Genomic DNA, 26,180 nt, shown 5'->3' on the forward strand with positions numbered 1-26,180 from the left:
AATTTGTATACTTATTTGATTTCGAATCCAGAACCCTATTATATGAGGTAATAAATGGAAATTTATACAGATGGTAATTACTAATTTATTTTTTGTATATAGTTTAATATTCTTCTTTATCTTTATGATATATTTAGTCTATTCATATACTAATTTATTTGTGTTCATTAATATAGATAATTTAAACTGAAAATATTATTGTTTTTTATTTCGTATTTGTACTATAAGTATATTAATATATAATATACTATATTATTTTAATAAGGGTAAAAATGAATTTGAAAGATATATTTTCAGATTTGGGGTAGGGACTTTAATTATAATTTTAATTAATATTATATTTAATATGTTTTTTTTAGATATAGCTATTGTATTTATAAATGGAAATGAATTACCTTCAGGTTCAAATCCTTTAGGTAATAATCCTGGAGGAACACCTCGGCCACCTGAAGGCCCAGATTATAGTAAAATTTTATGAAAACATGATAATTCAGAAGGTTCAAGTAGTAAATCTAGTACTACATCAACTAATAACCCTGAAAGTTCTAGTAGCAAATCTAACATTACATTAATTAATAACTCTAATGAACCTAATAATCAAAATCAGTCTAATAGTCTTAAACGAACTGCAGAACAGGCTAATTTAACTACAACAAGTAATAGAAGTAATCCTAATATTCCTCAAAATAATTCTAATGCTAACATTCCTCAAAATATTCCTAATATTCTTAATGTTCCAGAAGAGGATACAAGATACCAGAGATATTGAATTATTATATTATCAATTGAAGATGATTGTGTAAGACGTATAAGAGAACTTCATCCTCAAATTTTTAAAGTGAGACAAGAAATTCGTATAATGCAAAATATTATTGATAGAGTTCCAGGGGGTTTAGCGGCTATGCAAAGTAGTATGCATTCTAATTCATATGTGCATGGATCAGGATTTAATAGTAATTCTTTAGGTTCTTTAATAGGATATAGTTCTAGTACACAACCTTTATTAAATCATATGGGATTACAAACTCCATATGACCAATCACTATTACATCCTAGAGATCAAGCTTCTAATAGACCAGGAGCTCTTCCTTATGAAAGAGCTGATGGATCTCTTAGTTTTAATCGTCATAATCTTCAAGGTATTTATAATATTAGAGCAGGTACAACACTTGGAGAAGAATATACTTATAAAATTGCACAAAGAGTACATTTTGAAAGAGAATCAAATGAATGAAGAAGATTATCTCAAAATATTAGAATAGCATTCCCAAATATAGTAGACCCAAATCGTAGTTATGAACCAATTAATACTAATAATAATACTAATATTGTTAATATTAACAATAATACTAATATTGTTAATACTAATAATAATAATTAACTAAGATTATTATATATAACATAAATTATATAGGGGTTTTTGTATAATGGTAATACATATGACTTTTAATCATCAAATTGTTGGTTCGAATCCAACAAACCCTAATATAAATTAAAAATTTACTTTTTAATTAATAAAATAACAACTATAATATATATAACAATAAATAAATTTATTTATGTTTAACATAAAGAATTAATAACTTAATTGGTAAAGGACTTCCCTGTCACGGAAGTAGATATCGGTTCGATGCCGTTTTAATTCGTAATTTGGAAAAGTAGCCATAGGTAAGGCGAGTCAATTGCTATTTGATGTCTTTTAGACCTGGAAGTTCGAATCTTTCCTTTTCCGTAGAATAAGAGTATAGTTTAATGGTAAAACAAGGAGCTTCAACCTCTTCGTTCTCTGTTCAAATCAGAGTGCTCTTGAATAAAATACATATTTATTATGTAAATAATTCCTGTTTATTTAGGTACTAAAGAAATTTTTTAATGAATAATTTATTTATTATAAATGAAAGTTTTACAAATGGTTATAAAAGTGAAGTATTAGATATTATTTATATATTAGTTATATTATCAGGTATATTTGTTATTATAAGTAAAAATCCTATTATATCTTTATTATTTTTAATAGGATTATTTGCAGGAATATCTTGTTATTTATTAATAATAGGTCTAAGTTTTTTAGGTTTATCCTATTTAGTTGTATACATAGGAGCAGTATCTATTTTATTTTTATTTATTTTAATGCTAATTAATATTAGAATGAGTGAATTACAAAGTAATACAAATAACAGTATACCTTTAGCTATAAGTATAGCAATATTATTTAATTATCCTATATTTCAATTATTACCTTATGATGTTGCTATATTAAGTAATAATAATTATCTAAATAATATATTATATAATGTATCTTTTAATAAAATAAATACTATCTCAGAAAATAATTTAAATATTAACAACAATGATATATTGTTTGTTACAAGTAAAATATGAGATGGAAATTTAGCAGAAGTTGGCCATATAGCAAGTATAGGTAATATAATGTATACAAATTATAATATGTGATTAATTATAACTAGTTTCATACTATTACTTGCGATGGTAGGTGCTATAGTTATAACTATAAAACAAAAAAACTAAATATAATATTACTTTATAAAGTGATATAAAAAAAAAGGAATTAACTCAATTGGTAGAGTATCTGTTTTACACACAGAAAGTTAAGCGTTCGAACCGCTTATTCCTTAAATTCCTTAACTTAATGGTAAAGTGTGCTTTTGATAAGAGTATTATCAGCGTTCGATTCGCTGAGGAATTAAAGATTTTAAAGTAAATTAAAAAAATATATTTAATTGATAAATAGGAAGATTGTCCGAGAGGTTTAAGGAGGCATACTTGAAATATGTTAATTATATAAAATAACATTGGTTCGAATCCAATATCTTCTGAATAATTTACGGGTTAAGGCCAGTTTGGTAAGGCACTCTGTTTGGGTCAGAGAGATCCTATGTTCGATCCATAGTAACCCGAAAAAAAAATTATAAATTTATAAGAAATATAAATGATACGAAATAAAAATTTATACATAAATCTATGTAAGTATATAAAGAGACTATTAGGGAAATTTAGCTATGTATTAAAGAGTATAAAAAATTTAAACCCGAATAATAAGGTTAATAAACTCTAAGAGAAATCAAATAATAAACGAAGTGAATTGAATCATCTTATTAGCTTCAGGAAAAGAAATCAAAAGAGATTCTATGATTAGCGTGAGTAAAAATAGAAAAGTCTAAATAATAAGTAAAATGGACATAAAGCTGTTTGAACTTTATGGGGAACCTTCCTCAAAGACTAAATATAATACATAAGCGATAGTAAAACAGTACCGTGAGGGAACAAAAGTAGAAATAGTAGTTTTATAAGCAGCTCGAGTTTAAACAAGAGCGTACCTTTTGCATAATGGGTCACCAAGTTAATTTTAGGTGTGAGCAAACGCGTAGTTAAACCGATCATAAAAAAAATGAATAATATCTAAAATTAGACCCGAAGTACAGTGATCTTACCATGGTCAGGACTATAAAGGTCCGAACGGGTTATCGTTGCAAAGATATCCGAGGAACTGTGGTAAGTATAGTGAAAGACAATTCTGACTGTATTAGCTGGTTTTCTGCGAAACCTATAACAGTAGGCAATTTATGTTAAATCTTAGCAGGTACAGAACTTAATCTCAGACAAGATGTAAAATAAAAATACATTTTATTTTGTATACATCGGGGAATCATGAAGATTTTACCGGTGAGTTTGTGGACTCGGAATGGCAAAGATGAATCTTAAATTATCAGACATAGAATGATAAGGTTGTATGTCAAAAGGGAAACAGCCCAGAACAAGAGTTAAGGTTCCAAAGTTATTATTAAGTGAAATTAAGAAGGTTTTTCTCTAAGTCGACAAGGAGATTGGCTTAGAAGCAGCCATAATTTAAAGATCTCGTACCAGAGCACTTGTTAAATGTTAAAAGCATCGAAAATTTAACGGATCTAAATAATACACCGATACCTTGTCTTTAAATAATTATAATTATTTATGGGGTAGCAGAACGTTGAGTAAATATTGGTATTTTTTTATATTAAAAAAAGTATATTATAACTCAAGTGAGAATGGTGACATGAGTAACTAAAAAGTATAATTAGATTTACAATCTAATTAACTCGCCTAAAGCTTATGGTGAATTTAAGTAACGGCCTCTAAGTTTATAACCTTAAGGTTAAAACGATGAGAAAATGCTAATTGCTATCAATGACAACATTTTTAAGTGAAAAGTGTTCAGGAAATAATTAGTAATATTTAGACCGTTCCTAGGAACTATAGAAAGTAAGCTAGTAGAGAATACGAAGGCGCATGAGATAACAATCTTAAAGGAACTCGGCAAATTGACTACCGTAACTTAGGGATAAGGAGGGCTCATTTATATTGATTAATATCAAGTATAAAGGAAGAAGCATAAAATAATGTTGTACGACTGTTTAATTAAAACAAAGCACTTTGCATAACGATGAGAAATCTAAGTATTGAGTGTGATATCTGCCCGATGCCGGAAGGTTAACAATAGTAACTAAATTTTTATAGATTTGGTTTTTGCAGAATCCCCGGTGAATGGCGGTCTTAACGTGAGGATCCTAAGGTAGCGAAATGCCTTGGCCGTTAAATGCGGTCTTGCATGAATGATGTAACGATACAACAGCTGTCTCTAAGATTGACTCAGTGAAATTGGAATAACTGTGCAGATACAGTTTACCTCTAGGTAGACGAGAAGACCCTATGCAGCTTTACTGTTACTAATTATTGAATATAATTCTAACAACTTTTAGTATAGAAGGTTCATCGATTAGATAAAAATGAAATACCTTTATTTGTGTGTTATAGTATAAACCTTGAAAAAAGGAACAGTGGTTAGGAGACAGTTTATGTGGGGCACAGACCCCTTAAAGAGTAAAAGGGTGTATCTAAAAATATATCTTATATTAATATAAGTTAATTTTATTTTTTATTGTTTGTAATTATTTTAACTTTGTTATATTTAATCATATATTTTGTGTAAAAAATATATTATTTACATTATAATTAGGTAAGATTTTCCCTATTGAGAAATTAGTTGTAGTAAAAGATATTAATAAATAAATAATATTTTTTTTAGTTATTATAATTTTAAATTATTAATAATCATGTTTAATACTTACCAAGCTAAATGGCTTAATCTTGCTTTACTGTTTGATTCACAACAAATCTTACAGTCGCGTAAGCGGGGCATTAGATCACAAGATGCAATAAGGAAAGATCTTGGATTATTGGAAAAGCTACGCTAGGGATGTTAGTCCTTCAGTATTTAGATATAAATTCTAAATAATTGATATAATATTGGGTTAATTTCAAGAATTACTTATAAAAGTAAATTTGAAGCGAAGTTTATTTTTAATTTAAAAATAAAATTGTTCAACGACTAAAGGTGAGTTATATAACAATAATCCTTTTTTAATACCCAACATTTTTTTTATTTAATAAATTAGTTTTAATATTAGTAACTTAAAAATTAAAAATAGTAATAACATAAAATTAAAAAATACATTGAATTTAAATAAAAGTAGCATATTTACTAAATATATTAATAATAAATATAAGTTAGTACCACTTAAATCTTCAAGTTTTTTTAAACCAAGTAAATATTATCCTTCTGAATCTAAAGAATGAACTAATAATATTTATTATTTTAATTCTAATTATATTAAAAATTTACCTGTTTATGATATAAATATAAATAAATTATTAAAAAATTATTTTGAATTATATTTAAATTTTAAAAATGATTTATTAACTAAAAAAAAATATTCATCTTTTAATAAAATATTTATTAGTAAAGCTGAACTAAAACATACTAGTTCTAAAGTTATTATTACTATATATGTTTTTAATAGAGAAAGAATTGTTTTACAAAAAAAATTAAAACAATTAAGAATACCTTTAAAAAAAATTATAAATATTTTTTATATTTATAAAGGTATTTTAAGTAAAAATTTAAAAATAAATTTTGATAAACAATTGGCTTTTATAAAAAGAACTAAATTAAGATTTGATATTAATAATTTAAAATTTAAAGATATTTTATTATATAAATTAAGTAAATTATTAAGTAAATTTTATAAAAAAAAAGTAGAATTTAATATCATTAATTTAAATTCTTTTGAATATAATCCTAGTATATTTACAGATATACTAAGAAGAAAATTGAGCTATAGAAAGGCTCATATTTTAAATTTAACAAAATTCTTTTTAAAAAAAATGGAAGATTTAGAAAAAATTAAAAATTTAGATTTAAATAAAGGGTTTATAAATGTGGATTATGATACTATAGAAAATAGAGATAGAAATATAAATATTAATACTTTAGTAAAAGATGTTAATTTAAATGAAATAATAAAAAATTTATATAATACTAAAAATCATAATAATATAAAAATTATATTTAATTCTATAGAATTTAAAAATTTAGGAGGTATAAAATTAGAATTAAAAGGTAGATTAACTAAACGTTATAGAGCTGATAGATCATTATCTAAAATAAGTGTAAAAGGAACTTTTAAAAATCCTAAAAATTTATCTATGCTTTATAGAGGAAATTTTTATTCTAACTTAGAATATTCAATTGATATATCTAAACGTCGTATTGGAGCTTTTGCAATAAAAGGTTGAATTAATGGAAAATAATAATAATATTTAATTAAAAATAATAAAAAAAATGAAGAAATAGTCTGAACCATTTTGTGAAAAATGGAAATAAAATTTTATGATAACAAGTTGAACAGGCTAATTTGCGCAAGAGTGTGCAAAATGAGTGCGCGGTTTGGCACCTCGATGTCGGCTTAACTTATCCTCATGGATGCAGAAACTATGTAGGGTACGACTGTTCGTCGATTAAAAAGTTACATGAGCTGGGTTAAATACGTCGTGAGACAGTATGGTTTCTATCTTCTAGAGGGAATTAGAATATAATAAGGATTAACCTTGTACGAAAGGAACCTGGGCAACGCCTTATCTCCGAAAGGAGATAGCGGTTTTGTTAACCTCTGGTTTATCTGTTGTTTATGTGCCCAGATATTAATTTAGGTATAATAATTATTATACAGGGATGTTACTTTCACTTAAGTAAATGTATAACATAGGCATGGCAGAAAAGCTAAGTTAGCCAGAGATAAGTACTGAAAGCATATAAGTACGAAGCTCACCTTAAGATATTTCTTAAATATACGTAAAATAATATTACGTAATAGGCTTAGTTTGTAATAATTTAGAGATTTTTAGATACTAAGTACTAATTTTATAAATAACTGAATATTTATCCGTATCTTATATTTAAAGTCTGGTTAGCATAAAAGTAATGCAATTGTTTTGTAATCAATAGACACAAGTGCGATACTTGTACTAGACTTATAAAAATTAATATTAACTTTTATAATTATTTCATATATTTAATTATATAAAATAATTATTTTAATGAATAATTTAATTTTATTATAAACTTTTAAGTAATAGAAATAATAATATTTATATAGTTTAAAGGACTAGTAGACAAGTGGATATGTCATAGCTTTTTCAATGCTAATATCGCGGGTTCGAATCCTGCCTAGTCTAAATTTTAGAGGCTATAGCTTAATTGGTAGAGCATACTGCTCATGACAGTACTAATGAGTGTTCGACTCACTCTAGCCTTATATTGCGGTTTGGTGTAATAGTAACATATGAGACTCATGATCTCATGTAAAAGGTGCAAATCCTTTATCCGCATTAATTTATAATCCGAGTGCTGGAATGGTAGACAGTGCAAGCTTAAGTTTTGCTGGTTAATAGCCGTGAACGTTCGAGTCGTTCCTCGGATAAGTATAAAATAAAGAAAAATTATACATTTACAATACTTTGTATTATAGCAACTGTAATTTAATGGTAAAATAATCAGTTTCCACCTGAAATTTATCGGTTCAATTCCGATTAGTTGTATAGGGGGTATAGTATAATGGTAATACGACTGGGTTGCATTTAGTCAATTTAGGTTCGATTCCTAATGTCTCCATTAAAAAGCCCGAGAAGCTCAATTGGTTGAGCGAGACACTGAAGCTGTCTAGGTTGTAGGTTCGAATCTTACCTCGAGCATAAAATAGTTTATCAATATTGAATAGGTGTGCTGAAATTGGTAGACAGGTTCTGTTTAGGCCAGAATGGTTTAAATACCATGCAAGTTCAAATCTTGCCATCTATATATTTAATATGTTGTCGACTAATGGGTAAGTCATAAATTTTTGGTATTTACTATTGAGTGTTCGAATCGCTCCAACATAATAAAATATTTTATTTTAGGTAGATATAGCTTAATAGGTAGAGCGCTTGAGTGTGGATCAAGGTGTTTTTGGTTCGAGTCCAAATATTTACCCTTTTTAATATAATAGTTAAAAAATATTTACATCTTATAAGCTTGAATAGTTTAAAGGTAAAACCTTATTTTCATACGATAAAGATAGGTGTTCGATTCACCTTTCAAGCTAGACATCTATAAATAATGTCTATTTTTATTAAAAAATGCTTTTAATTTCAATATTATCTTTATTACTTTCAAATGCCGTTACTATACGACGAGATATATCTATACTTTTTAATAGAGTAGCTATAATTTCCTTAGTTTATTCTATATTACATAGTACAATAACTATATTTATTATAGGTAAAGGTATAAGTTTACACGGAGGTTTACTTAATATAACTAGTATTACACAAATTTTTGATATTTTTATCTTTTTAATTAGTATATTAATTTTACAATTAACTAGTTTTTATCCTAGAAAGGTTTGGGTACCAGAACATTCTTCATTAACACAATTATTATTTAATAATTTTGTTTTTTATAGAACTAAAATTATTAATAAAATGGGAGAACATTTAAGAATTATAGAATATCCTTTAATATTATTATTTATAATCACTGGAGCTGTTTTTTTGATTTCAACTAGCGATTTAATATCTGTATTTCTTTCTATAGAATTACAAAGTTATGGTTTATATTTATTAAGTACTATATATAGAAATTCAGAATTATCTACTACAGGTGGTTTAATATATTTTTTATTAGGAGGTTTAAGTTCATGTTTTATATTATTAGGTACAAGTTTATTATATGCTAATTCAGGTACTACTAATTTAGATGCTTTATATGCTATAACTAGTATTAGTGATAATACAGATTTATGATATAAACCCTTTTATATAAATTTTTCTTTACTTATTTTTAGTATAGGATTTTTATTTAAAGTAAGTGCTGCTCCATTTCATTTTTGATCTCCGGATGTTTATGATGCTATACCTACAATAGTTACTACATTTGTTGCTATAATAGCTAAAATTTCAATATTTGTATTTTTATTAGAAATAGTATTTTATACTAGAAATTATTTTTCAGACTTTAATTGAACATATGGTTTATTAATTAGTTCTTTATTATCAATGATAATTGGTACTGTAGTAGGTTTAACTCAATTTAGAATAAAAAGATTATTTGCTTATAGTACTATTTCTCATGTAGGATTTATTTTATTAGCTTTAAGTATATCTAGTGTAGAATCTACTCAAGCTTTTATTTTTTATTTAATGCAGTATTCTATCAGTAATTTAAATGCTTTCTTAATATTAATAGCTATAGGATTTTCTTTATATTATTATATTAGTGATAGTAAAGAATACAAAGAATTATTGGATAAAGATAATTCTCCAATACAATTAATTAGTCAATTAAAAGGTTATTTTTACATAAATCCTGCTTTATCTTTAAGTTTAGTTATTACTATATTTTCTTTTGCAGGTATACCTCCTCTTGTAGGATTCTTTGCTAAACAGATGGTATTAAGTGCTGCTTTAGATAATGGTTACGTATTCTTATCTTTAATCGCGATATTAACAAGTGTAATAGGTGCTGTATATTATTTAAATATTATAAAAGAAATTTTCTTTTATTCACCTAAATATAAAGTAAATCCATTATTAAATAATTTAAATTTTAATGGTAATATATATAACAAACAAAATATTTTAATTAAATCTATTACTTTTAAATATAATAATATTGCAATATCTAGTCCAATAGCTATTACAATATCTGTAATAACTTTAATTATATTATTATTTATATTTGTAAATAAAGAATGATTAAGTATGAGTACCATATTGGTACAATTCTTATTTAATTATTAAATGTCTAGTTTAAGTATATTATTTATATTAGTGCTTATTATTGCAGCTCTTTTTTTAGTTATTAATTTAGTATTTGCTCCTCATAACCCTTATCAAGAAAAATATTCTATTTTTGAATGTGGATTTCATAGTTTTTTAGGTCAAAATAGAAGTCAATTTACTATAAAATTCTTTATATACGCACTTATATTTTTACTTTTAGATTTAGAAATATTATTAATATTTCCTTTTGGAGTTAGTAGTTATACTAATGATTTATACGGGTTAATTATAGTTTTAGGTTTTATAACAATCGTTACAATAGGTTTTGTTTATGAATTAGGTAAAAATGCTTTAAAAATAGACAGTAGACAATCTATAATTAAAACTAATACAAAAAATATAAAAATATTTACATTATAATAAAACATAATTTAAATTATATTTTATATTAAATATATTATCATAAATAATATATTTAATGCTTTATTAATACCATAGTGTATTTATAATTAATTAATATTAAATAAATATTAACAAAATGAATAAAAAGTACAAGATAAATAAAAAGGATGTACTAAAAATTACTGATTTAAAATAAGATGTTTATAGACTACCTAAAGTTATGGTTCAAGTTGCTAAAATAATAGGAACAGGTTTAGCTACTACAGGTTTAATAGGAGCTGGAGTAGGAATTGGTGTAGTTTTCGGTGCCTTAATATTAGGAGTTGCTAGAAATCCTTCTTTAAGAGGACAATTATTCTCTTATGCTATTTTAGGATTCGCCTTTTCAGAAGCCACTGGATTATTTGCCTTAATGATGGCTTTCTTACTACTTTATGTAGTATAATGAATTTATATAGTGTGTAAAATCAGACCAATATTATATACTTTAATATCGTAAGCTAGATTAATAAGAACATAAGCATTTTAAATATATTTAAAAATTTTGTTTTTTTTTTACGATAACCCTGATAGTTTAATGAAAACATAGTATATTAATATATATTAAGATAAGTGTTCAAGTCGCTTAAAGGGAACCTTTAAGATTTTAATTTAAACTTAAAATGATGGTTTTATTATTATAAATATATCATATAATAATTAGTGATGTTATTAATGTGTATTTAATGTTATTCTTTAATTCTATATATTATAAATATATAGAAAAAATTTTATTTTAGATAAAATATGAATTTATTTTTAAATAATTTAATAATTAAATTAGATGCACCTGAAGCTTGAGGGATTTATTTCCAAGATAGCGCTACACCTCAAATGGAAGGATTAGTAGAATTACATGATAATATAATGTATTACTTAGTAATAATATTATTTGCAGTAGGATGAATATTATTATCTATTATAAGAAATTTTTCTATTAATGTATCACCTATATCTCATAAATATTTAAATCACGGTACATTAATAGAATTAATTTGAACTATAACTCCTGCTATTATATTAATTTTAATAGCTTTTCCTTCTTTTAAGTTATTATACTTAATGGATGAAGTTAGTGATCCTTCAATGTCTATTTTAGCTGAAGGACATCAATGATATTGAAGTTACCAATACCCTGATTTCCTAGACTCTAATGAGGAATTTATAGAATTTGATTCATATATAATACCAGAATCTGATTTAGAAGAAGGAAGCCTAAGAATGTTAGAAGTAGATAATAGAGTAATAATTCCAGAATTAACACATATTAGATTTATTATAACATCAGGTGATGTTATACATGCTTTTTCTTGTGGTTCTTTAGGTATTAAATGTGATGCTTATCCAGGTAGATTAAATCAAGTATCTGTTTTCGTTAATAGAGAAGGAGTTTTTTATGGACAATGTTCTGAAATATGTGGAATATTACATAGTTCTATGCCTATTGTTATTGAATCTGTTTCTCTAGAAAAATTTTTAACATGACTTGAAGAACAATAATATTTATATATAAATTTAATTTAATTATTTTTAAAATAATTAAATTAATAGGTGTGTTGGCTTAATTGGTAAAGCATAGTAGTACGGTTACTAAGATTTTGAGTTCGAGTCTCTTACACATCAAAATAGTTTTTTAATGTATAAATTGTATTTACCCTATCCCCTCTTTTTTTTTTGATAATATAAACTAAACTATTTAAATAACTTTTTATCTAACAATCATGTCGAACCCTTGGTTATAAACAATGGGTTCGCATGAGACGAAAAATAATTATAAATATGAATATAACTTTAATAATTTTTTTAATAGGTACACTAGGATTTGTGCTAAACAGAAAAAATATTATCTTGATGCTTATTTCAATTGAAATAATGCTTTTATCTATAACATTCTTAATATTAATCAGTTCATTAAATACTGATGATATAATAGGTCAAACCTACGCAGTTTATATAATAATTGTAGCTGGAGCTGAATCTGCGATAGGTTTAGGTATATTAGTGGCCTTTTATAGATTAAGAGGAAGTATCGCAATAGCATATAAATAATGTATTTAACTATTATATCTTTACCTTTATTAGGGTCTATAGTTTCCGGTTTTTTTGGTAGAAAAGTTGGAGTACACGGAGCACAAATTATAACTTGTGCGAGTATAATAATTACTACTATGTTAGCAATCGTAGCTTTTTTTGAAGTAGGTTTTAATAATATTGTTTTATCTATTAATTTATTTAGATGAATAGATAGTGAATGATTCAATATTATATGAGGATTTCAATTTGATAGTTTAACTGTATCTATGTTAATTCCTGTATTAATTATTAGTTCTTTAGTTCATCTTTATTCTATAGGTTATATGAATGGAGATCCCCATAACCAAAGATTTTTTAGTTATTTAAGTCTATTTACATTTATGATGATTATATTAGTAACAGCTAATAATTATTTATTAATGTTTGTAGGATGAGAAGGTGTTGGAGTCTGTTCTTATCTTTTAGTAAGTTTCTGATTTACTAGAATAGCTGCAAATCAAAGTTCTATGTCTGCTTTTTTAACTAATAGAGTAGGTGATTGTTTTTTAACAATAGGAATGTTTGCAATATTATGATCTCTAGGTAATTTAGATTATAGTACTGTATTTTCATTGGCACCTTATGTTAATGAAAATATTATAATAATAATAGGAATATGCTTATTAATAGGTGCTATGGCCAAAAGTTCTCAAGTGGGTCTTCATGTTTGATTACCGATGGCTATGGAGGGTCCTACTCCTGTTTCAGCTTTAATTCATGCAGCCACAATGGTTACTGCTGGAGTTTACTTATTAATGCGTTCTTCTCCATTAATAGAATATAGTTCAACTATACTATTATTATGCTTATGATTAGGAGCTATAACTACTGTATTTAGTTCTCTTGTAGGTTTTTTCCAACAAGATATAAAAAAAGTTATTGCTTATTCAACTATGTCTCAATTAGGTATGATGGTTATAGCTGTAGGTTTATCTTCTTATAATCTTGCATTATTCCATCTGGTTAATCATGCCTTTTATAAAGGATTATTATTCTTAGGTGCAGGAGCAGTTATACACGCAATGGCTGATAATCAAGATTTTAGAAAATATGGAGGATTAATATCCTTTTTACCTTTAAGTTATTCTGTTATATTAATAGCAAGTTTAAGTTTAGTAGCTTTCCCTTTTATGACTGGATTTTATAGTAAAGATTTCATATTAGAATCTGCATATGGACAATATTGTTTTAGTAGTATTACTGTTTATATTATAGCTGTAATAGGTGCTATATTCACTACTTTATATTCAGTTAAAGTTCTTTATTTAACTTTCTTAACTAATCCTAATGGACCCTTAATAAATTATAATCATGCTCATGAAAGTGATATATTTATGAGTTTACCTTTAGTTATATTAGCTATATTTTCTATATTTTTTGGATTTATAACTAAAGATATTTTTATTGGTTTAGGTTCAGGATTTTTTTTAGATAATAGTATATTTATTCATCCTAATTCTGAAATAATGATAAATACAGAATTTGGTGTTTCTACTTATTGAAAATTATTACCTTTTGTTTTTACTGTTTCTTTTAGTATTATAGCTATAGTATTATCTGAATTCTTATCTGAACTTGTAGTTAATTTCAAGTTATCTATAATTGGTAAAACTATTTTTGGATTTTTTAATCAAAGATTCTTAGTTGAATTCTTTTACAATAAATATATTACAAATTTAGTTTTAAATTTAGGAGGGCAAACTGTTAAAATATTAGATAAAGGAAGTATAGAATTATTAGGACCATATGGACTAGAAACAGGTTTAATTAAAGTAAGTAAAAATATATCTTATTTAAATCAAGGAATAGTAACTAACTATGCTTTATTTATTTTAGTTGGATTTATTACTTATAATATAGTTACATTATTTGTAGGAAACATTTCAATATTAATAACATTAATTTTATTATTAATATTACTTTTACCTTTTAATTTTATTAATTCTAAGAATTAATAATTGATTATAATACACATAGTATCATATAATTATATTTTAGTATACATTACATAATAATACCTAAAAATAACGGTCCTTATCGCAAATAAAATAAATAAAAAACTAAATGAGAATAGTAAAAAATAATTCGATTTTAAAATTAGTGAATTCTTATCTTATAGATGCATCTCAACCTAGTAATATTAGTTATTTATGAAATTTTGGTTCATTATTAGCAGTATGTTTAGGAATACAAATTATTACTGGTGTTACATTAGCTATGCATTATAGCCCTAGTATATTAGAAGCTTTTAATTCAGTAGAACATATTATGAGAGATGTTAATAATGGATGATTAGTTCGTTATTTACATAGTAATACTGCATCAGCCTTCTTTTTTTTAGTTTATTTACATATAGCTAGAGGTATTTATTACGGATCTTATAGATCACCAAGAATATTAACTTGAACTATTGGTGTAATAATATTTATACTTATGATAGGAGTAGGATTCTTAGGTTATGTTTTACCTTATGGTCAAATGTCTTTATGAGGTGCAACAGTTATTACTAATCTTATTAGTGCTATACCTTGAATTGGTCAAGATATTGTTGAATTTATTTGAGGTGGTTTCAGTGTTAATAATGCAACTTTAAATAGATTTTTTTCATTACATTTTGTATTACCTTTTGTTTTAGCAGCTTTAGTTTTAATGCATTTAATAGCACTTCACGATACAGCTGGGTCTGGTAATCCTCTAGGAATTGCCGGTACTTATGATAGAGTACCTTTTGCTCCTTATTACTTATTTAAAGATTTAATTACTATTTTTATTTTTATATTTGTTTTAAGTTTTTTTGTTTTCTTTATGCCTAATGCGTTAGGAGATAGTGACAATTATATAATGGCAAATCCTATGCAAACACCAGCTGCTATTGTTCCTGAGTGATATTTATTACCTTTTTATGCTATATTAAGATCTATCCCTAATAAATTATTAGGTGTTATAACAATGTTTGCAGCTATATTGGTACTACTTACTCTACCTTTCACTGATTTAGGTAGATCAAGAGGTTTCCAGTTTAGACCTTTAAGTAAATTAGCTTTCTATTTATTTGGAGTAATTTTTATAACATTAGGTCGTTTAGGTGCAGTGCATGTAGAAGATCCATTTATTTTAATGGGACAAATATATGCTACAGCATATTTTGGATATTTTTTAATTATACTACCTATCATTAGTATATTAGAAAATACTTTAATAGATTTATCTATAAAAAATAAATAAATTTATTATTTTAATAATTGGTTTGAATTTTATCTTAAAATTTATAAGATTCCAACTGATTAAAGTTAAATAAATAATGAGTTTTCAAGAATATTAAAAATTTGTCAATGTTAGATATGAATTATTTAAATAGTTTAAGTTTGAAATGAAAATTAGGTAGAGGTATTCAAGGGGACGATTTTTTTCAACGTAAGGAATTATTAGCGCACAATTTAAATAGAAATGTAGGAAGTGGTATAGGAAATAATAATGTTCCATCAATGTCAGAGGGACCAAAGATAATAGAAGAATTAGCTAAACCAGCTTTAGAAAAAACATCTAATATAGTAGAATCAGCAGTTTACAATTGACATCCTATAGATTTACATGTAGGTCCTCCTATTGTCGAAGGTTGTAAAGTTTTTAAAACAAGTCAAGCAGTAGATATAATCAGATTTGTACCTACAGAAGATACTTGTAAAGCAATGTTAGAAGCTTTTCAATATAATAGTGAAATTCTAAATAATCCTTTTAAGGTTAGTACAATTGGAATGATAATAGTTTCGTCAGGTATACTTTTAAATATTTTGCCTGAAATTAAGCTGAAGTTATTATTAATGGCATATAAATTAAGTAATCCTATAACACAAGAGCAAATGGATTTTATATTAGATTACCCGGTTAATTCTATAAGTGCTCGGGATTATGGACTTATAGGTAGAGATATTATGTGGATTCTTAGAGAAAGTAATTTAGATGTAAATCGTGCTATGAGAAGAATTTATCATAAAAGTTTAAATGATCTTCCTAGTGCTAATTTAAATGACATAAAAGGAATGAACGATCATGCTGAAAGATTATATAATGAAGTAAGTAAATATGAAGCTTATACGAATATGTCTTATATAGATTATCCTAGAGAATTTTTACCATATTTTAAAGTAATAGTAGATCAATTATTTGGTATTAGAAAAGTTATGAATGAATTAGTGCATAATTCAATGTATAATATAGAATTAAATTCTGTAGGTTTATTACCTTATTACGAAAAAGAACTCAATAGACTTAACGAAATAACACAGGCTAATTTTACAATGTATGTAGAAACAATATTTCATAATACTAATTGAATATCTGGAATTATAATTTAGAATTACATTATTTTACAATAAATATTTATTGTAAAATAAGATTATGATGTAGATGGTTTACACTTAGATTGCAAATCTAAAGTATGAGGTTCGATTCCTCCTTAATCTTTTAAATTCTTATTAGCTTAATGGTAGAGCAAGATACTTCTAATATCCTGATTCTAGTTCGAATCTAGAATAAGAATTTTCATTTTTACAATTTTTAATTTCAAAATTTAGTACTATTTAGTTAAATATTTATATTACCATCAATACTTTTAAAAAATATATTTTAAATTCTTCTATTTCTATGTCAACAGAAAGATGATTCCTATCTACAAATGCTAAAGATATTGGAACTCTTTACTTAATATTTGCATTATTCTCAGGTTTATTAGGAACAGCTTTTTCAGTATTAATAAGAATGGAGCTTAGTGGACCAGGTATTCAATATATAGCTGATAATCAATTATATAATAGTATAATTACAGCTCACGCCATTTTAATGATTTTCTTTATGGTTATGCCTGCTTTAATAGGAGGTTTTGGTAATTTTTTATTACCTTTATTAGTAGGTGGACCCGACATGGCATTCCCTAGATTAAATAATATAAGTTTTTGATTGTTACCTCCTAGCTTAATATTATTAATATTTTCAGCATGTATAGAAGGTGGTGCAGGTACAGGTTGAACTATCTACCCTCCATTATCTGGAATACAAAGTCATAGTGGTCCTAGTGTGGATTTAGCTATATTTGCTCTTCATTTATCAGGAGTAAGTAGTATATTAGGTGCAATTAACTTTATAACTACAGTAGTTAATATGAGAACACCAGGTATAAAATTACATAAATTATCTTTATTTGGATGAGCTGTTGTTATAACAGCAGTTTTATTATTATTATCTTTACCTGTTTTAGCTGGTGGTATTACTATGGTTTTAACAGATAGAAATTTTAATACTTCTTTCTTTGAAACAGCCGGAGGAGGTGATCCTATTTTATTCCAACATCTTTTCTGATTTTTTGGTCATCCAGAGGTTTACATTTTAATTATACCAGGTTTTGGTATAATTAGTACAACTATTTCTGCTAATTCTAATAAATCAGTTTTTGGGTATATAGGTATGGTTTATGCTATGATGTCTATAGGTATATTAGGATTTATAGTTTGAAGTCATCACATGTATACAGTAGGTTTAGATGTTGATACAAGAGCTTATTTTACTGCAGCTACATTAATTATAGCTGTACCTACTGGTATAAAAATATTCTCATGATTAGCAACTTGCTATGGAGGTTCTATTAAATTAACTCCTTCTATGTTATTTGCTTTAGGTTTTGTATTTATGTTTACAATTGGAGGATTAAGTGGAGTTCTTTTAGCTAATGCTGCTTTAGATACTGCTTTCCATGACACTTATTATGTAGTTGCTCATTTCCATTATGTTTTAAGTATGGGTGCTGTATTCGCATTATTTAGTGGATGATATTTCTGAATACCTAAAATATTAGGTTTAAGTTATAACATATTATTATCTAAAGTTCACTTCTGATTATTATTTATAGGGGTTAATTTAACATTCTTCCCTCAACATTTCTTAGGTTTACAAGGAATGCCACGTAGAATAAGTGATTATCCTGATGCTTTTGCAGGTTGAAATTTAGTTAGTAGTTTTGGTTCTATAGTTAGTGTTATAGCTTCTGGATTATTTTTATATATTGTTTACAAACAATTAATAGATAATAATCCTGTAGGAAGATTCCCTTGATTAATGCCTCAATATTTTACTGATGCTTTACAAGCATTATTAAATAGAAATTATCCTAGTTTAGAATGAGCTTTAACTAGTCCACCTAAACCTCACGCATTTGTAAGTCTTCCTTTACAATCTAATGTGACTAATTTCTCTTTTTAATTATATATTAATATATATCATATATACATGTATATAAATATATATATATTTTTTTAACGAATATATATATTATTATTATTAGCTTAATGGTAAAGCAAAATATTAAAAAATATTTTTAATTTAGTTCAAATCTAAAATAATAATATAAAATTATTTTATTATGATTATAATATGCTGCTATTATTATCATTACTATAAAATAAAGAATTTTTATTTAAAAATGTTATTTTTTCCTACGTTAATTTCTATATTGGAAGTTGTTTTAGTAATGGTTCCTGCTTTACTTGCCATAGCATATGTAACAGTGGCTGAAAGAAAAACAATGGCTAGCATGCAAAGAAGATTAGGTCCTAATGCTGTTGGTTATTATGGATTATTACAAGCATTTGCAGATGCTTTAAAACTTTTATTAAAAGAATATGTAGCTCCAACTCAAGCTAATATTGTATTATTTTTCTTAGGTCCTGTAATAACTTTAGTATTTTCATTATTAGGATATGGTGTTATACCATATGGACCTGGATTAGCAATTAGTGATTTTAATTTAGGTATTTTCTATTTATTAGCTGTATCATCTTTATCTACATATGGTATATTATTAGCAGGTTGAAGTGCTAATAGTAAATATGCTTTTTTAGGTTCTTTAAGAAGTACTGCCCAATTAATTAGTTATGAATTGGTTTTAAGTTCTGCTATATTATTAGTAATTTTCTTAACAGGTAGTTTAAATTTAACTGTTAATATGGAAGCACAAAGAGCTATTTGATTTATATTACCTTTATTTCCTATATTCATAATATTTTTCATAGGTTCTGTAGCTGAAACTAATAGAGCTCCCTTTGATTTAGCAGAAGCAGAATCTGAATTAGTTAGTGGATTTATGACAGAGCACGCTGCTGTCGTATTTGTATTCTTTTTCTTAGCAGAATATGGTAGTATTGTTTTAATGTGTATATTAACAAGTATATTGTTCATAGGAGGATATTTATTTATAGGTAGTTCTCTGATAAATTTAACTTTATACTTATCTGGTACTAATTTTATAATCAATAGTATAATAAACAGTCCAATATTAGAAGGTTTATTATATGGTTTAAGTTTAGGAATAAAAAGTTCTATGATGGTGTTTGTATTTATTTGAGTTAGAGCTTCATTTCCTAGAATTAGATTTGATCAGTTAATGGGATTCTGTTGAACTGTATTATTACCTATTATATTTGCAATAATAATATTAATTCCAGCTATTTTATATAATTTTGTATTATTCCCTATCAATATTAGTTTACTTTAATATATAAATATAATATTTATATAATCATAAGATTTCTTATATATGATGTATATTTTTTAAATATAATATTTTAGGCTTACTTATATACTGTAAATAAATAAAAAGGAATGTTATTATCTTTTTTATTATTAGTACCTTTAATAGGTATTTTTTTTATTGCTGGGTCTATTTCTTATGAAAATAATGTATTAAAAACTACATATTATAAAAATATTGCTTTAATTACATCTATAATAAATTTAATTATATCTTTAATTGTATATATATTATTTGATTCTAATACTAATCAATTTCAATTTGTGCAAGAACATTATAATTTAAGTTTTTTTGATATTTATTTAGGAGTAGATGGTATATCTATATATTTTGTATTATTAACTACAATAATAATGCCAATAGCTATATTATCTAATTGAAATTCAATAACAGAAAATATAAAATCCTACTTAATAATAATGTTATTATTAGAAACATTATTATTAGCGATTTTTTTAGTTTTAGATATATTATTGTTTTATGTTTTTTTTGAAAGTACATTACCCCCTTTATTTTTATTGATAGGTTTATTTGGATCTAGTAATAAAGTTAGAGCTAGTTTTTATATATTTTTATATACATTGTGAGGATCTTTGTTTTTATTACTATGTATACTAGCTATGTCTTCAATTATGGGTACTACAGATTTTGATGCATTATTTAAAACTAATTTTGATTATATTACACAACTATTTTTATTCGGAGGAATATTTTTATCATTTGCAGTTAAAACTCCTACAATTTTTTTAAATAACTGATTACTAAAAGCTCACGTTGAATCTCCTTTAGGTGGAAGTATAATACTAGCTGCTATAGTTTTAAAAACTAGTTTATACGGTATTTGTAGATTAATTTTACCTATATTACCTAAAGCATCTATTAATTTTACATATATTGTTTATGTAATAGGAGTTATTACTATAATTTATGCTAGTTTCAGTACATTAAGAACTACAGACGTTAAAGAATTAATAGCTTATAGTTCTGTATCTCATGCTGCAGTTTATTTAATAGGAGTATTTAGTAATACAATACAAGGTATAGAAGGAAGTATAATTTTAGGGTTAGCTCATGGATTTGTTTCAAGTGGTCTATTTATATGTGCAGGAGGTATATTGTACGATAGATCTGGAACTAGATCTATTTATTTTTATAAAGGTATAGCTCAAATTATGCCTTTATTTTCTATATTATTTTTCATATTATCTTTAGGTAATTGTGGTGTTCCTTTAACTTTAAATTTCGTAGGTGAATTTATGTCTCTTTATGGAGTATTTGAAAGATTACCATTATTAGGGGTATTTGCTAGTTTATCTATTATATTTTCAGCTGCTTATACAATGTATATGTTTAATAGAATAGCTTTTGGAGGTACATTTAGTAAATTTTTCCTAGAAAATATAGTTGATATTACAAAAAGAGAATTTTTCTTACTTTTTATTTTAGTATTATTTACTGTAATTTTCGGTATATATCCTTCTTTTATATTAGATGGTCTACATTATTCTGTAACAAACTTAATTTATTATTCATAAGATTTTCAATTAAATAATTAAGATTAATATTTAAATATTTAATTAAAAAAAAAAATAACAATGCCACAATTAGTACCTTTTTATTTTTTAAATGAAGTAGTATTTACTTTTACTATAATTACAATCATTTTATATCTATCATCTAAATATATATTACCTAGATTCGTACGTTTATTTTTATCACGTACATTTATATCAAAACTTTTTGATAATAAATAATTATAATATAATTGTATTTAACAAGGATTTTTCAAGACATATTATATAGCTTAGAGGATTATGAATACTTTAAGCAGTAATAATTTTAATACAATAAATTTAGAAATACTTAGTCCATTAACTCAATTTGAAATAAGAGATTTATTAAGTATAGATGCTCCTTTATTAGGAAATTTACATATTTCTTTAACAAACATAGGATTTTATTTAACAATAGGTGGTTTTATAATATTAGCTTTAAATTTATTAAGTACAAATTATAATAAATTAATAAGTAATAATTGATCTATTAGTCAAGAAGCTTTGTATGCTACTATTCATAGTATAGTAACAAATCAAATTAATCCTAAAAAAGGTCAAATATATTTTCCTTTTATTTATACATTATTTATCTTTATATTAATAAATAATTTAATAGGAATGGTACCTTATAGTTTTGCTTCAACAAGTCATTTTATTTTAACATTTTCTTTAAGTTTCACTATAGTTTTAGGTGCAACAATTTTAGGGTTCTTAAACCATGGTTTAAAATTCTTTTCTTTATTAGTACCCGCTGGTTGTCCTTTACCTTTATTACCTTTATTAGTTTTAATAGAATTAATATCTTATTTAGCTCGTAATATTTCTTTAGGTTTAAGATTAGCCGCTAACATAATGAGTGGTCACATGTTATTACATATATTAGCAGGCTTTACTTATAATATAATGTCTTCAGGTATATTATTCTTTTTCTTAGGTTTATTACCTTTATCATTTATTATAGCTTTTGCAGGATTAGAAATAGGTATAGCATTTATACAAGCTCAAGTTTTTGTAGTTTTAACTTCTTCTTATATAAAAGATGGATTAGATTTACATTAATAAAAAAAATCAAAATTTAAGGATAAATAATGAGGAAAGTCTATAGTTCTATATACGTATGTATATATATATATATAAATAAAAATATTAAGCTATAAATAGAAAATGTCAATATATTAATAAATAATTTAATATTAAATAATAAAATTATATTGCGAGAATACAATCTAATAATAGAATCTAAATAGAAAGTTTAACAGAAAATAGCTTATATTTATCCTTAAAATCCATTTTAGTATAAACTTTTAAGTGATGTAAATTATTATAATTACATTTAAATAGATGAGTTTAGTGATGGCTCTGAATGAATACTGTCCAAATGTTTGACACATGCTAATCGAACGTTTAATAAATTAATTTTATTAAAAGTGGTGAACAGGTGAGTATTATATTATTAGTATACCTTAAGGTACGGAAAGAAAATTCCGTATATTAATAAAGGAAAATCCGCCTTAAGAAAATTAGATAATAAATAGAGATAGGTAGTTGTTAAGGTAATGGCTTAACTAGCCAAGGATTCTCTTAGTTGAAACTGAAAAAGGTTAATCAACCACATTGGGGATGAAAAAATCCCAAGACAATAAAGTACAGCAGTGAAGAATTTTGGTCAATAGCCTAACGGCGGAACTGGCAACTTGGAGGAATGGCCTAAAGATTTAATACTAAATACAGTATTAAATTAACAAAGATTGAAAAGGTTAAATCGCATTGCGAATAAAATTCTAAATATATATATTATAATGACAATATATATTTATGTCTTGACTAATTACGTGCCAGCAGTCGCGGTAATACGTAAGAGACTAGTATTATTCATCATCAATAGGTTTAAAGGGTACCCAGACGGAAGAAATTACCTAAAATAGGAATTATTTCTATCTAGAGTTTAATATGAAAAGGTAGTATCTACGGAGTAAAGCAAGAAATAAAATTCTATGATCCCGATGGAGACTGGTAAGCGAAAGCAGCCTTTTATGTAAAAACTGACGTTGAAGGACGAAGGCTAAGCCAATGAAGAGGATTAGAAACCCTCGTAATCTTAGCAGTAAATTATGAATGTCATAAAAAAATATTATTTTTTTATAAATGAAAGTGTAAACATTTCACCTTAAGAGTAATGTGGCAACGCAGGAACTGAAATCACTAGTCCGTTTCTGACATCAGTAGTGAAGTATGTTGTTTAATTCGATGATCCACGAAAAACCTTACCACAATTTGAATTATTTATATATTAATTACAAAATTAGTATATAAATAACAAGTGTTGCACGGCTGTCTTAAGTTAATGTTGCGAAACTACAGCAATAGTTGTAAAATTGATATGAACCCTTACCTTATTTATAAAATTTGTTTTAATATTCAATTTTTTATAAGGTTTTTTAGTCTTTATTTGATAAAATAAACAGGGACTAAGGCAAGTCATCATGGCCTTTATATTGTGGGCTACAGACGTGCCACATGTATCTAGACAAAGAGATGCAAAAATTAAAATTTAAGCTAATCTCTAAAATAGAATAAATAGGATAAGGATTGTAGTCTGTAACTCGGCTATATGAATAAGTAATTACTAGTAATCGTGAATCACCATGTCACGGTGAATTTCATCTCGGTTTGGTACTAATCACTCGTCGCATGCTGAAAGGAGTGTGTACAATAAGTTTGCTTACTTATTTTAATAAATTAAAAAACAAGGTTTTAATTTTATAATAGGTTTCTTCATATGTACACTTCTAATTAGTGTTAAGTCGAAATATGGTTCGTGTAGCGGAAGTTGCACGGGGAATATGGCCCATCATGATCTCTCTTCTTTTAACATTGTCTATAAATATATTGTATAATTTTTATATTATACATTAAGGAGGGTTCCTTTATTGGCAAGAAGGGTTGAGCTGTAAACTCAATAGCTACACTAGCTTTAAGAGTTCGAATCTCTTGTCTCCTATATATTATATTTAATTACATATTTTTATGTTAATTTTTTAACCTTCTATAGCTCAACGGTAGAGCATGATACTGTTAATATCAGGATAAATGTTCGATTCATTTTAGGGGGACATGTAATATGTATATTCTGACTATTATAAATACGCAAAAATTTTTTAATTAATTATAACTTTTTAGATAAGTAAGTGAATCAAGAAATCAGAAGTAATTTTCAAGATCATCCCTTTCATCTAGTATCTCCTTCTCCTTGACCATTTTTTACTAGTTTATCTTTATTATCTTTAACTACACATGCTGCATTAAGTATACATAATTTTAGTAATGCTTATTATTTCCTTTATATAAGTTTATTTTTAGTTGTGGCTTCAATGTTTCTATGATTCCGTGATGTTATAAGTGAAGCTACATTTTTAGGTGATCATTCATTAGCTGTACAAAGAGGATTAAATTTAGGTGTTCTGTTATTTATAGTATCTGAAGCATTATTTTTCTTAGCTGTATTTTGAGCTTTTTTCCATAGTGCCTTATCACCTACTCCTGAATTAGGTGCTCAATGACCACCTTTAGGTATAGAACCTGTTAATCCTTTTGAATTACCATTACTTAATACAGTTATATTATTAGCTAGTGGATCTACAATTACATATTCTCATCATGCTTTAATTAATGGTAATAGAAAAGCTGCTATATTAGGAGGTATATTTACTGTTATTTTAGCTATAGTATTTACTTTTTTTCAAGGTGTGGAGTATAATGAATCTTCTTTTACTATAAGTGATGGTGCATATGGTACATGTTTCTTTTTTGGAACAGGATTTCATGGATTTCATGTTATAATAGGTACTATTTTTATATTTGTAGCTTTATGAAGAATAATTCGTTATCATTTAACTGAAAATCATCACGTAGGACTTGAAGGTTCTATTGCTTATTGACATTTTGTTGATTTAATATGACTTTTTTTATATTTGTCAATTTACTACTGGGGTTCATAAGACTAAACAAAACATCAGAAGAAGTTGAAATTTTAAAATATCTAGATATATTTAATATAAGTATTTTTTGTTTTATTATTTTATTTTTATATAAATCTTTTTATATTTATTTAAAGATTATTAATTTTAATACAAATGAATTAAATGTAATTTTTGTTAGTTTAGATAAAATCATATTTAATTTTAATGAATATTTAGAATTGGTTTTAATTTTATTTAGAAATATTTTTAATATAACAAATGAATTTTTATTTTCTACTTATAATATATTAAGTGAATTTAATTATATACCTTTATACTACGTATATATAGCTTCTTCAATTTGTATACTTATTTGATTTCGAATCCAGAACCCTATTATATGAGGTAATAAATGGA

General features: G+C 25.3%; 10 protein-coding genes, 12 tRNA genes, 2 rRNA genes and 12 pseudogenes. All 36 read left to right on the plus strand.

Annotated elements, in window-relative coordinates; translation table 11 throughout:
* Positions 1 to 838 precede the first annotated feature (838 nt).
* A complete protein-coding gene (locus ACYVKY_RS04875; RefSeq protein WP_460433873.1) occupies positions 839 to 1,234 on the plus strand; it encodes a hypothetical protein in 396 nt (131 codons plus the stop codon).
* A gap of 179 nt (positions 1,235 to 1,413) precedes the next feature.
* A tRNA-Lys gene (locus tag ACYVKY_RS04880) sits at positions 1,414 to 1,485 on the plus strand.
* An 88-nt stretch (positions 1,486 to 1,573) separates the two neighbouring features.
* A tRNA-Asp gene (locus tag ACYVKY_RS04885) sits at positions 1,574 to 1,646 on the plus strand.
* A gap of 6 nt (positions 1,647 to 1,652) precedes the next feature.
* A tRNA-Ser gene (locus ACYVKY_RS04890) sits at positions 1,653 to 1,732 on the plus strand.
* A 140-nt stretch (positions 1,733 to 1,872) separates the two neighbouring features.
* Complete coding sequence (locus tag ACYVKY_RS04895) at positions 1,873 to 2,382, plus strand: NADH-quinone oxidoreductase subunit J family protein (RefSeq protein ID WP_460433874.1); 510 nt, start codon at positions 1,873 to 1,875, stop codon at positions 2,380 to 2,382.
* Between the two features lie 181 nt (positions 2,383 to 2,563).
* Positions 2,564 to 2,636: transfer RNA gene (locus tag ACYVKY_RS04900), tRNA-Val, on the plus strand.
* A gap of 347 nt (positions 2,637 to 2,983) precedes the next feature.
* Positions 2,984 to 5,301: ribosomal RNA gene (locus ACYVKY_RS04905) — 23S ribosomal RNA — on the plus strand.
* Positions 5,302 to 5,982: 681 nt separating this feature from the next.
* A complete protein-coding gene (locus ACYVKY_RS04910; RefSeq protein WP_460433875.1) occupies positions 5,983 to 6,633 on the plus strand; it encodes a hypothetical protein in 651 nt (216 codons plus the stop codon).
* Between the two features lie 866 nt (positions 6,634 to 7,499).
* Positions 7,500 to 7,572 (plus strand) — tRNA-Glu (locus ACYVKY_RS04915).
* 7 nt (positions 7,573 to 7,579) lie between these two features.
* Positions 7,580 to 7,652 (plus strand) — tRNA-Ile (locus ACYVKY_RS04920).
* 212 nt (positions 7,653 to 7,864) lie between these two features.
* A tRNA-Gly gene (locus ACYVKY_RS04925) sits at positions 7,865 to 7,935 on the plus strand.
* 2 nt (positions 7,936 to 7,937) lie between these two features.
* A tRNA-Ala gene (locus tag ACYVKY_RS04930) sits at positions 7,938 to 8,008 on the plus strand.
* Between the two features lie 7 nt (positions 8,009 to 8,015).
* Positions 8,016 to 8,088 (plus strand) — tRNA-Phe (locus ACYVKY_RS04935).
* A 204-nt stretch (positions 8,089 to 8,292) separates the two neighbouring features.
* Positions 8,293 to 8,365: transfer RNA gene (locus ACYVKY_RS04940), tRNA-His, on the plus strand.
* A 146-nt stretch (positions 8,366 to 8,511) separates the two neighbouring features.
* Complete coding sequence (locus ACYVKY_RS04945; protein ID WP_460433876.1) at positions 8,512 to 9,177, plus strand: proton-conducting transporter transmembrane domain-containing protein; 666 nt, start codon at positions 8,512 to 8,514, stop codon at positions 9,175 to 9,177.
* A gap of 234 nt (positions 9,178 to 9,411) precedes the next feature.
* Positions 9,412 to 10,128, plus strand: coding sequence for a proton-conducting transporter transmembrane domain-containing protein (locus ACYVKY_RS04950; protein WP_460433880.1), 717 nt, complete (start codon positions 9,412 to 9,414; stop codon positions 10,126 to 10,128).
* Positions 10,129 to 10,173: 45 nt separating this feature from the next.
* Positions 10,174 to 10,575, plus strand: a complete 402-nt coding sequence (locus ACYVKY_RS04955; protein WP_460433877.1) for an NADH-quinone oxidoreductase subunit A — start codon at positions 10,174 to 10,176, stop codon at positions 10,573 to 10,575.
* Positions 10,576 to 10,777: 202 nt separating this feature from the next.
* The gene (locus ACYVKY_RS04960; RefSeq protein WP_460433878.1) at positions 10,778 to 11,002 is read left to right on the plus strand and encodes an ATP synthase subunit C family protein; all 225 of its coding nucleotides are present in this window, start codon (positions 10,778 to 10,780) and stop codon (positions 11,000 to 11,002) included.
* Between the two features lie 398 nt (positions 11,003 to 11,400).
* Positions 11,401 to 11,595: pseudogene (locus ACYVKY_RS04965) on the plus strand (cytochrome c oxidase subunit II transmembrane domain-containing protein).
* Positions 11,596 to 11,730: 135 nt separating this feature from the next.
* Positions 11,731 to 12,081 (plus strand): annotated as a pseudogene (locus ACYVKY_RS04970) (cytochrome c oxidase subunit II); the annotation flags it as partial.
* Between the two features lie 65 nt (positions 12,082 to 12,146).
* Positions 12,147 to 12,219, plus strand: a tRNA-Arg gene (locus tag ACYVKY_RS04975).
* Between the two features lie 156 nt (positions 12,220 to 12,375).
* Positions 12,376 to 12,645, plus strand: a complete 270-nt coding sequence (gene nuoK, locus ACYVKY_RS04980; protein WP_460433881.1) for an NADH-ubiquinone oxidoreductase chain 4L — start codon at positions 12,376 to 12,378, stop codon at positions 12,643 to 12,645.
* 233 nt (positions 12,646 to 12,878) lie between these two features.
* Positions 12,879 to 13,064: pseudogene (locus ACYVKY_RS04985) on the plus strand (hypothetical protein); the annotation flags it as partial.
* 288 nt (positions 13,065 to 13,352) lie between these two features.
* A pseudogene (locus ACYVKY_RS04990) lies at positions 13,353 to 14,171 on the plus strand (proton-conducting transporter transmembrane domain-containing protein).
* Positions 14,172 to 14,204: 33 nt separating this feature from the next.
* Positions 14,205 to 14,624: pseudogene (locus ACYVKY_RS04995) on the plus strand (hypothetical protein); the annotation flags it as partial.
* A 211-nt stretch (positions 14,625 to 14,835) separates the two neighbouring features.
* Positions 14,836 to 15,075: pseudogene (locus tag ACYVKY_RS05000) on the plus strand (cytochrome b); the annotation flags it as partial.
* A 168-nt stretch (positions 15,076 to 15,243) separates the two neighbouring features.
* Positions 15,244 to 15,555 (plus strand): annotated as a pseudogene (locus tag ACYVKY_RS05005) (cytochrome b N-terminal domain-containing protein); the annotation flags it as partial.
* Positions 15,556 to 15,567: 12 nt separating this feature from the next.
* A pseudogene (locus ACYVKY_RS05010) lies at positions 15,568 to 15,894 on the plus strand (cytochrome C); the annotation flags it as partial.
* A gap of 464 nt (positions 15,895 to 16,358) precedes the next feature.
* On the plus strand, positions 16,359 to 17,003 hold the full coding sequence (locus ACYVKY_RS05015) for a hypothetical protein (protein ID WP_460433879.1): 645 nt from the start codon (positions 16,359 to 16,361) through the stop codon (positions 17,001 to 17,003).
* Positions 17,004 to 17,355: 352 nt separating this feature from the next.
* A pseudogene (locus tag ACYVKY_RS05020) lies at positions 17,356 to 18,762 on the plus strand (cytochrome c oxidase subunit I); the annotation flags it as partial.
* A 379-nt stretch (positions 18,763 to 19,141) separates the two neighbouring features.
* A pseudogene (locus ACYVKY_RS05025) lies at positions 19,142 to 20,062 on the plus strand (complex I subunit 1 family protein).
* A 605-nt stretch (positions 20,063 to 20,667) separates the two neighbouring features.
* Positions 20,668 to 21,783: pseudogene (locus tag ACYVKY_RS05030) on the plus strand (complex I subunit 4 family protein).
* Positions 21,784 to 22,290: 507 nt separating this feature from the next.
* Complete coding sequence (gene atpB / locus ACYVKY_RS05035) at positions 22,291 to 22,863, plus strand: F0F1 ATP synthase subunit A (RefSeq protein ID WP_460433882.1); 573 nt, start codon at positions 22,291 to 22,293, stop codon at positions 22,861 to 22,863.
* A gap of 276 nt (positions 22,864 to 23,139) precedes the next feature.
* Positions 23,140 to 24,656 (plus strand): 16S ribosomal RNA (locus ACYVKY_RS05040).
* Between the two features lie 63 nt (positions 24,657 to 24,719).
* Positions 24,720 to 24,805 (plus strand) — tRNA-Tyr (locus tag ACYVKY_RS05045).
* 394 nt (positions 24,806 to 25,199) lie between these two features.
* Positions 25,200 to 25,676 (plus strand): annotated as a pseudogene (locus ACYVKY_RS05050) (cytochrome c oxidase subunit 3).
* Positions 25,677 to 26,180: the final 504 nt, after the last annotated feature.

This window comes from Angustibacter speluncae, assembly GCF_054777815.1.

Coding starts and splice junctions, on each gene's coding strand:
- ACYVKY_RS04895 (WP_460433874.1), top strand. CDS start 1,873: ATGAATAATTTATTTATTATAAATGAAAGTTTTACAAATGGTTATAAA.
- ACYVKY_RS04945 (WP_460433876.1), top strand. CDS start 8,512: ATGCTTTTAATTTCAATATTATCTTTATTACTTTCAAATGCCGTTACT.
- ACYVKY_RS04955 (WP_460433877.1), top strand. CDS start 10,174: ATGTCTAGTTTAAGTATATTATTTATATTAGTGCTTATTATTGCAGCT.
- ACYVKY_RS04960 (WP_460433878.1), top strand. CDS start 10,778: ATGGTTCAAGTTGCTAAAATAATAGGAACAGGTTTAGCTACTACAGGT.
- nuoK (WP_460433881.1), top strand. CDS start 12,376: ATGAATATAACTTTAATAATTTTTTTAATAGGTACACTAGGATTTGTG.
- ACYVKY_RS05015 (WP_460433879.1), top strand. CDS start 16,359: ATGTTAGAAGCTTTTCAATATAATAGTGAAATTCTAAATAATCCTTTT.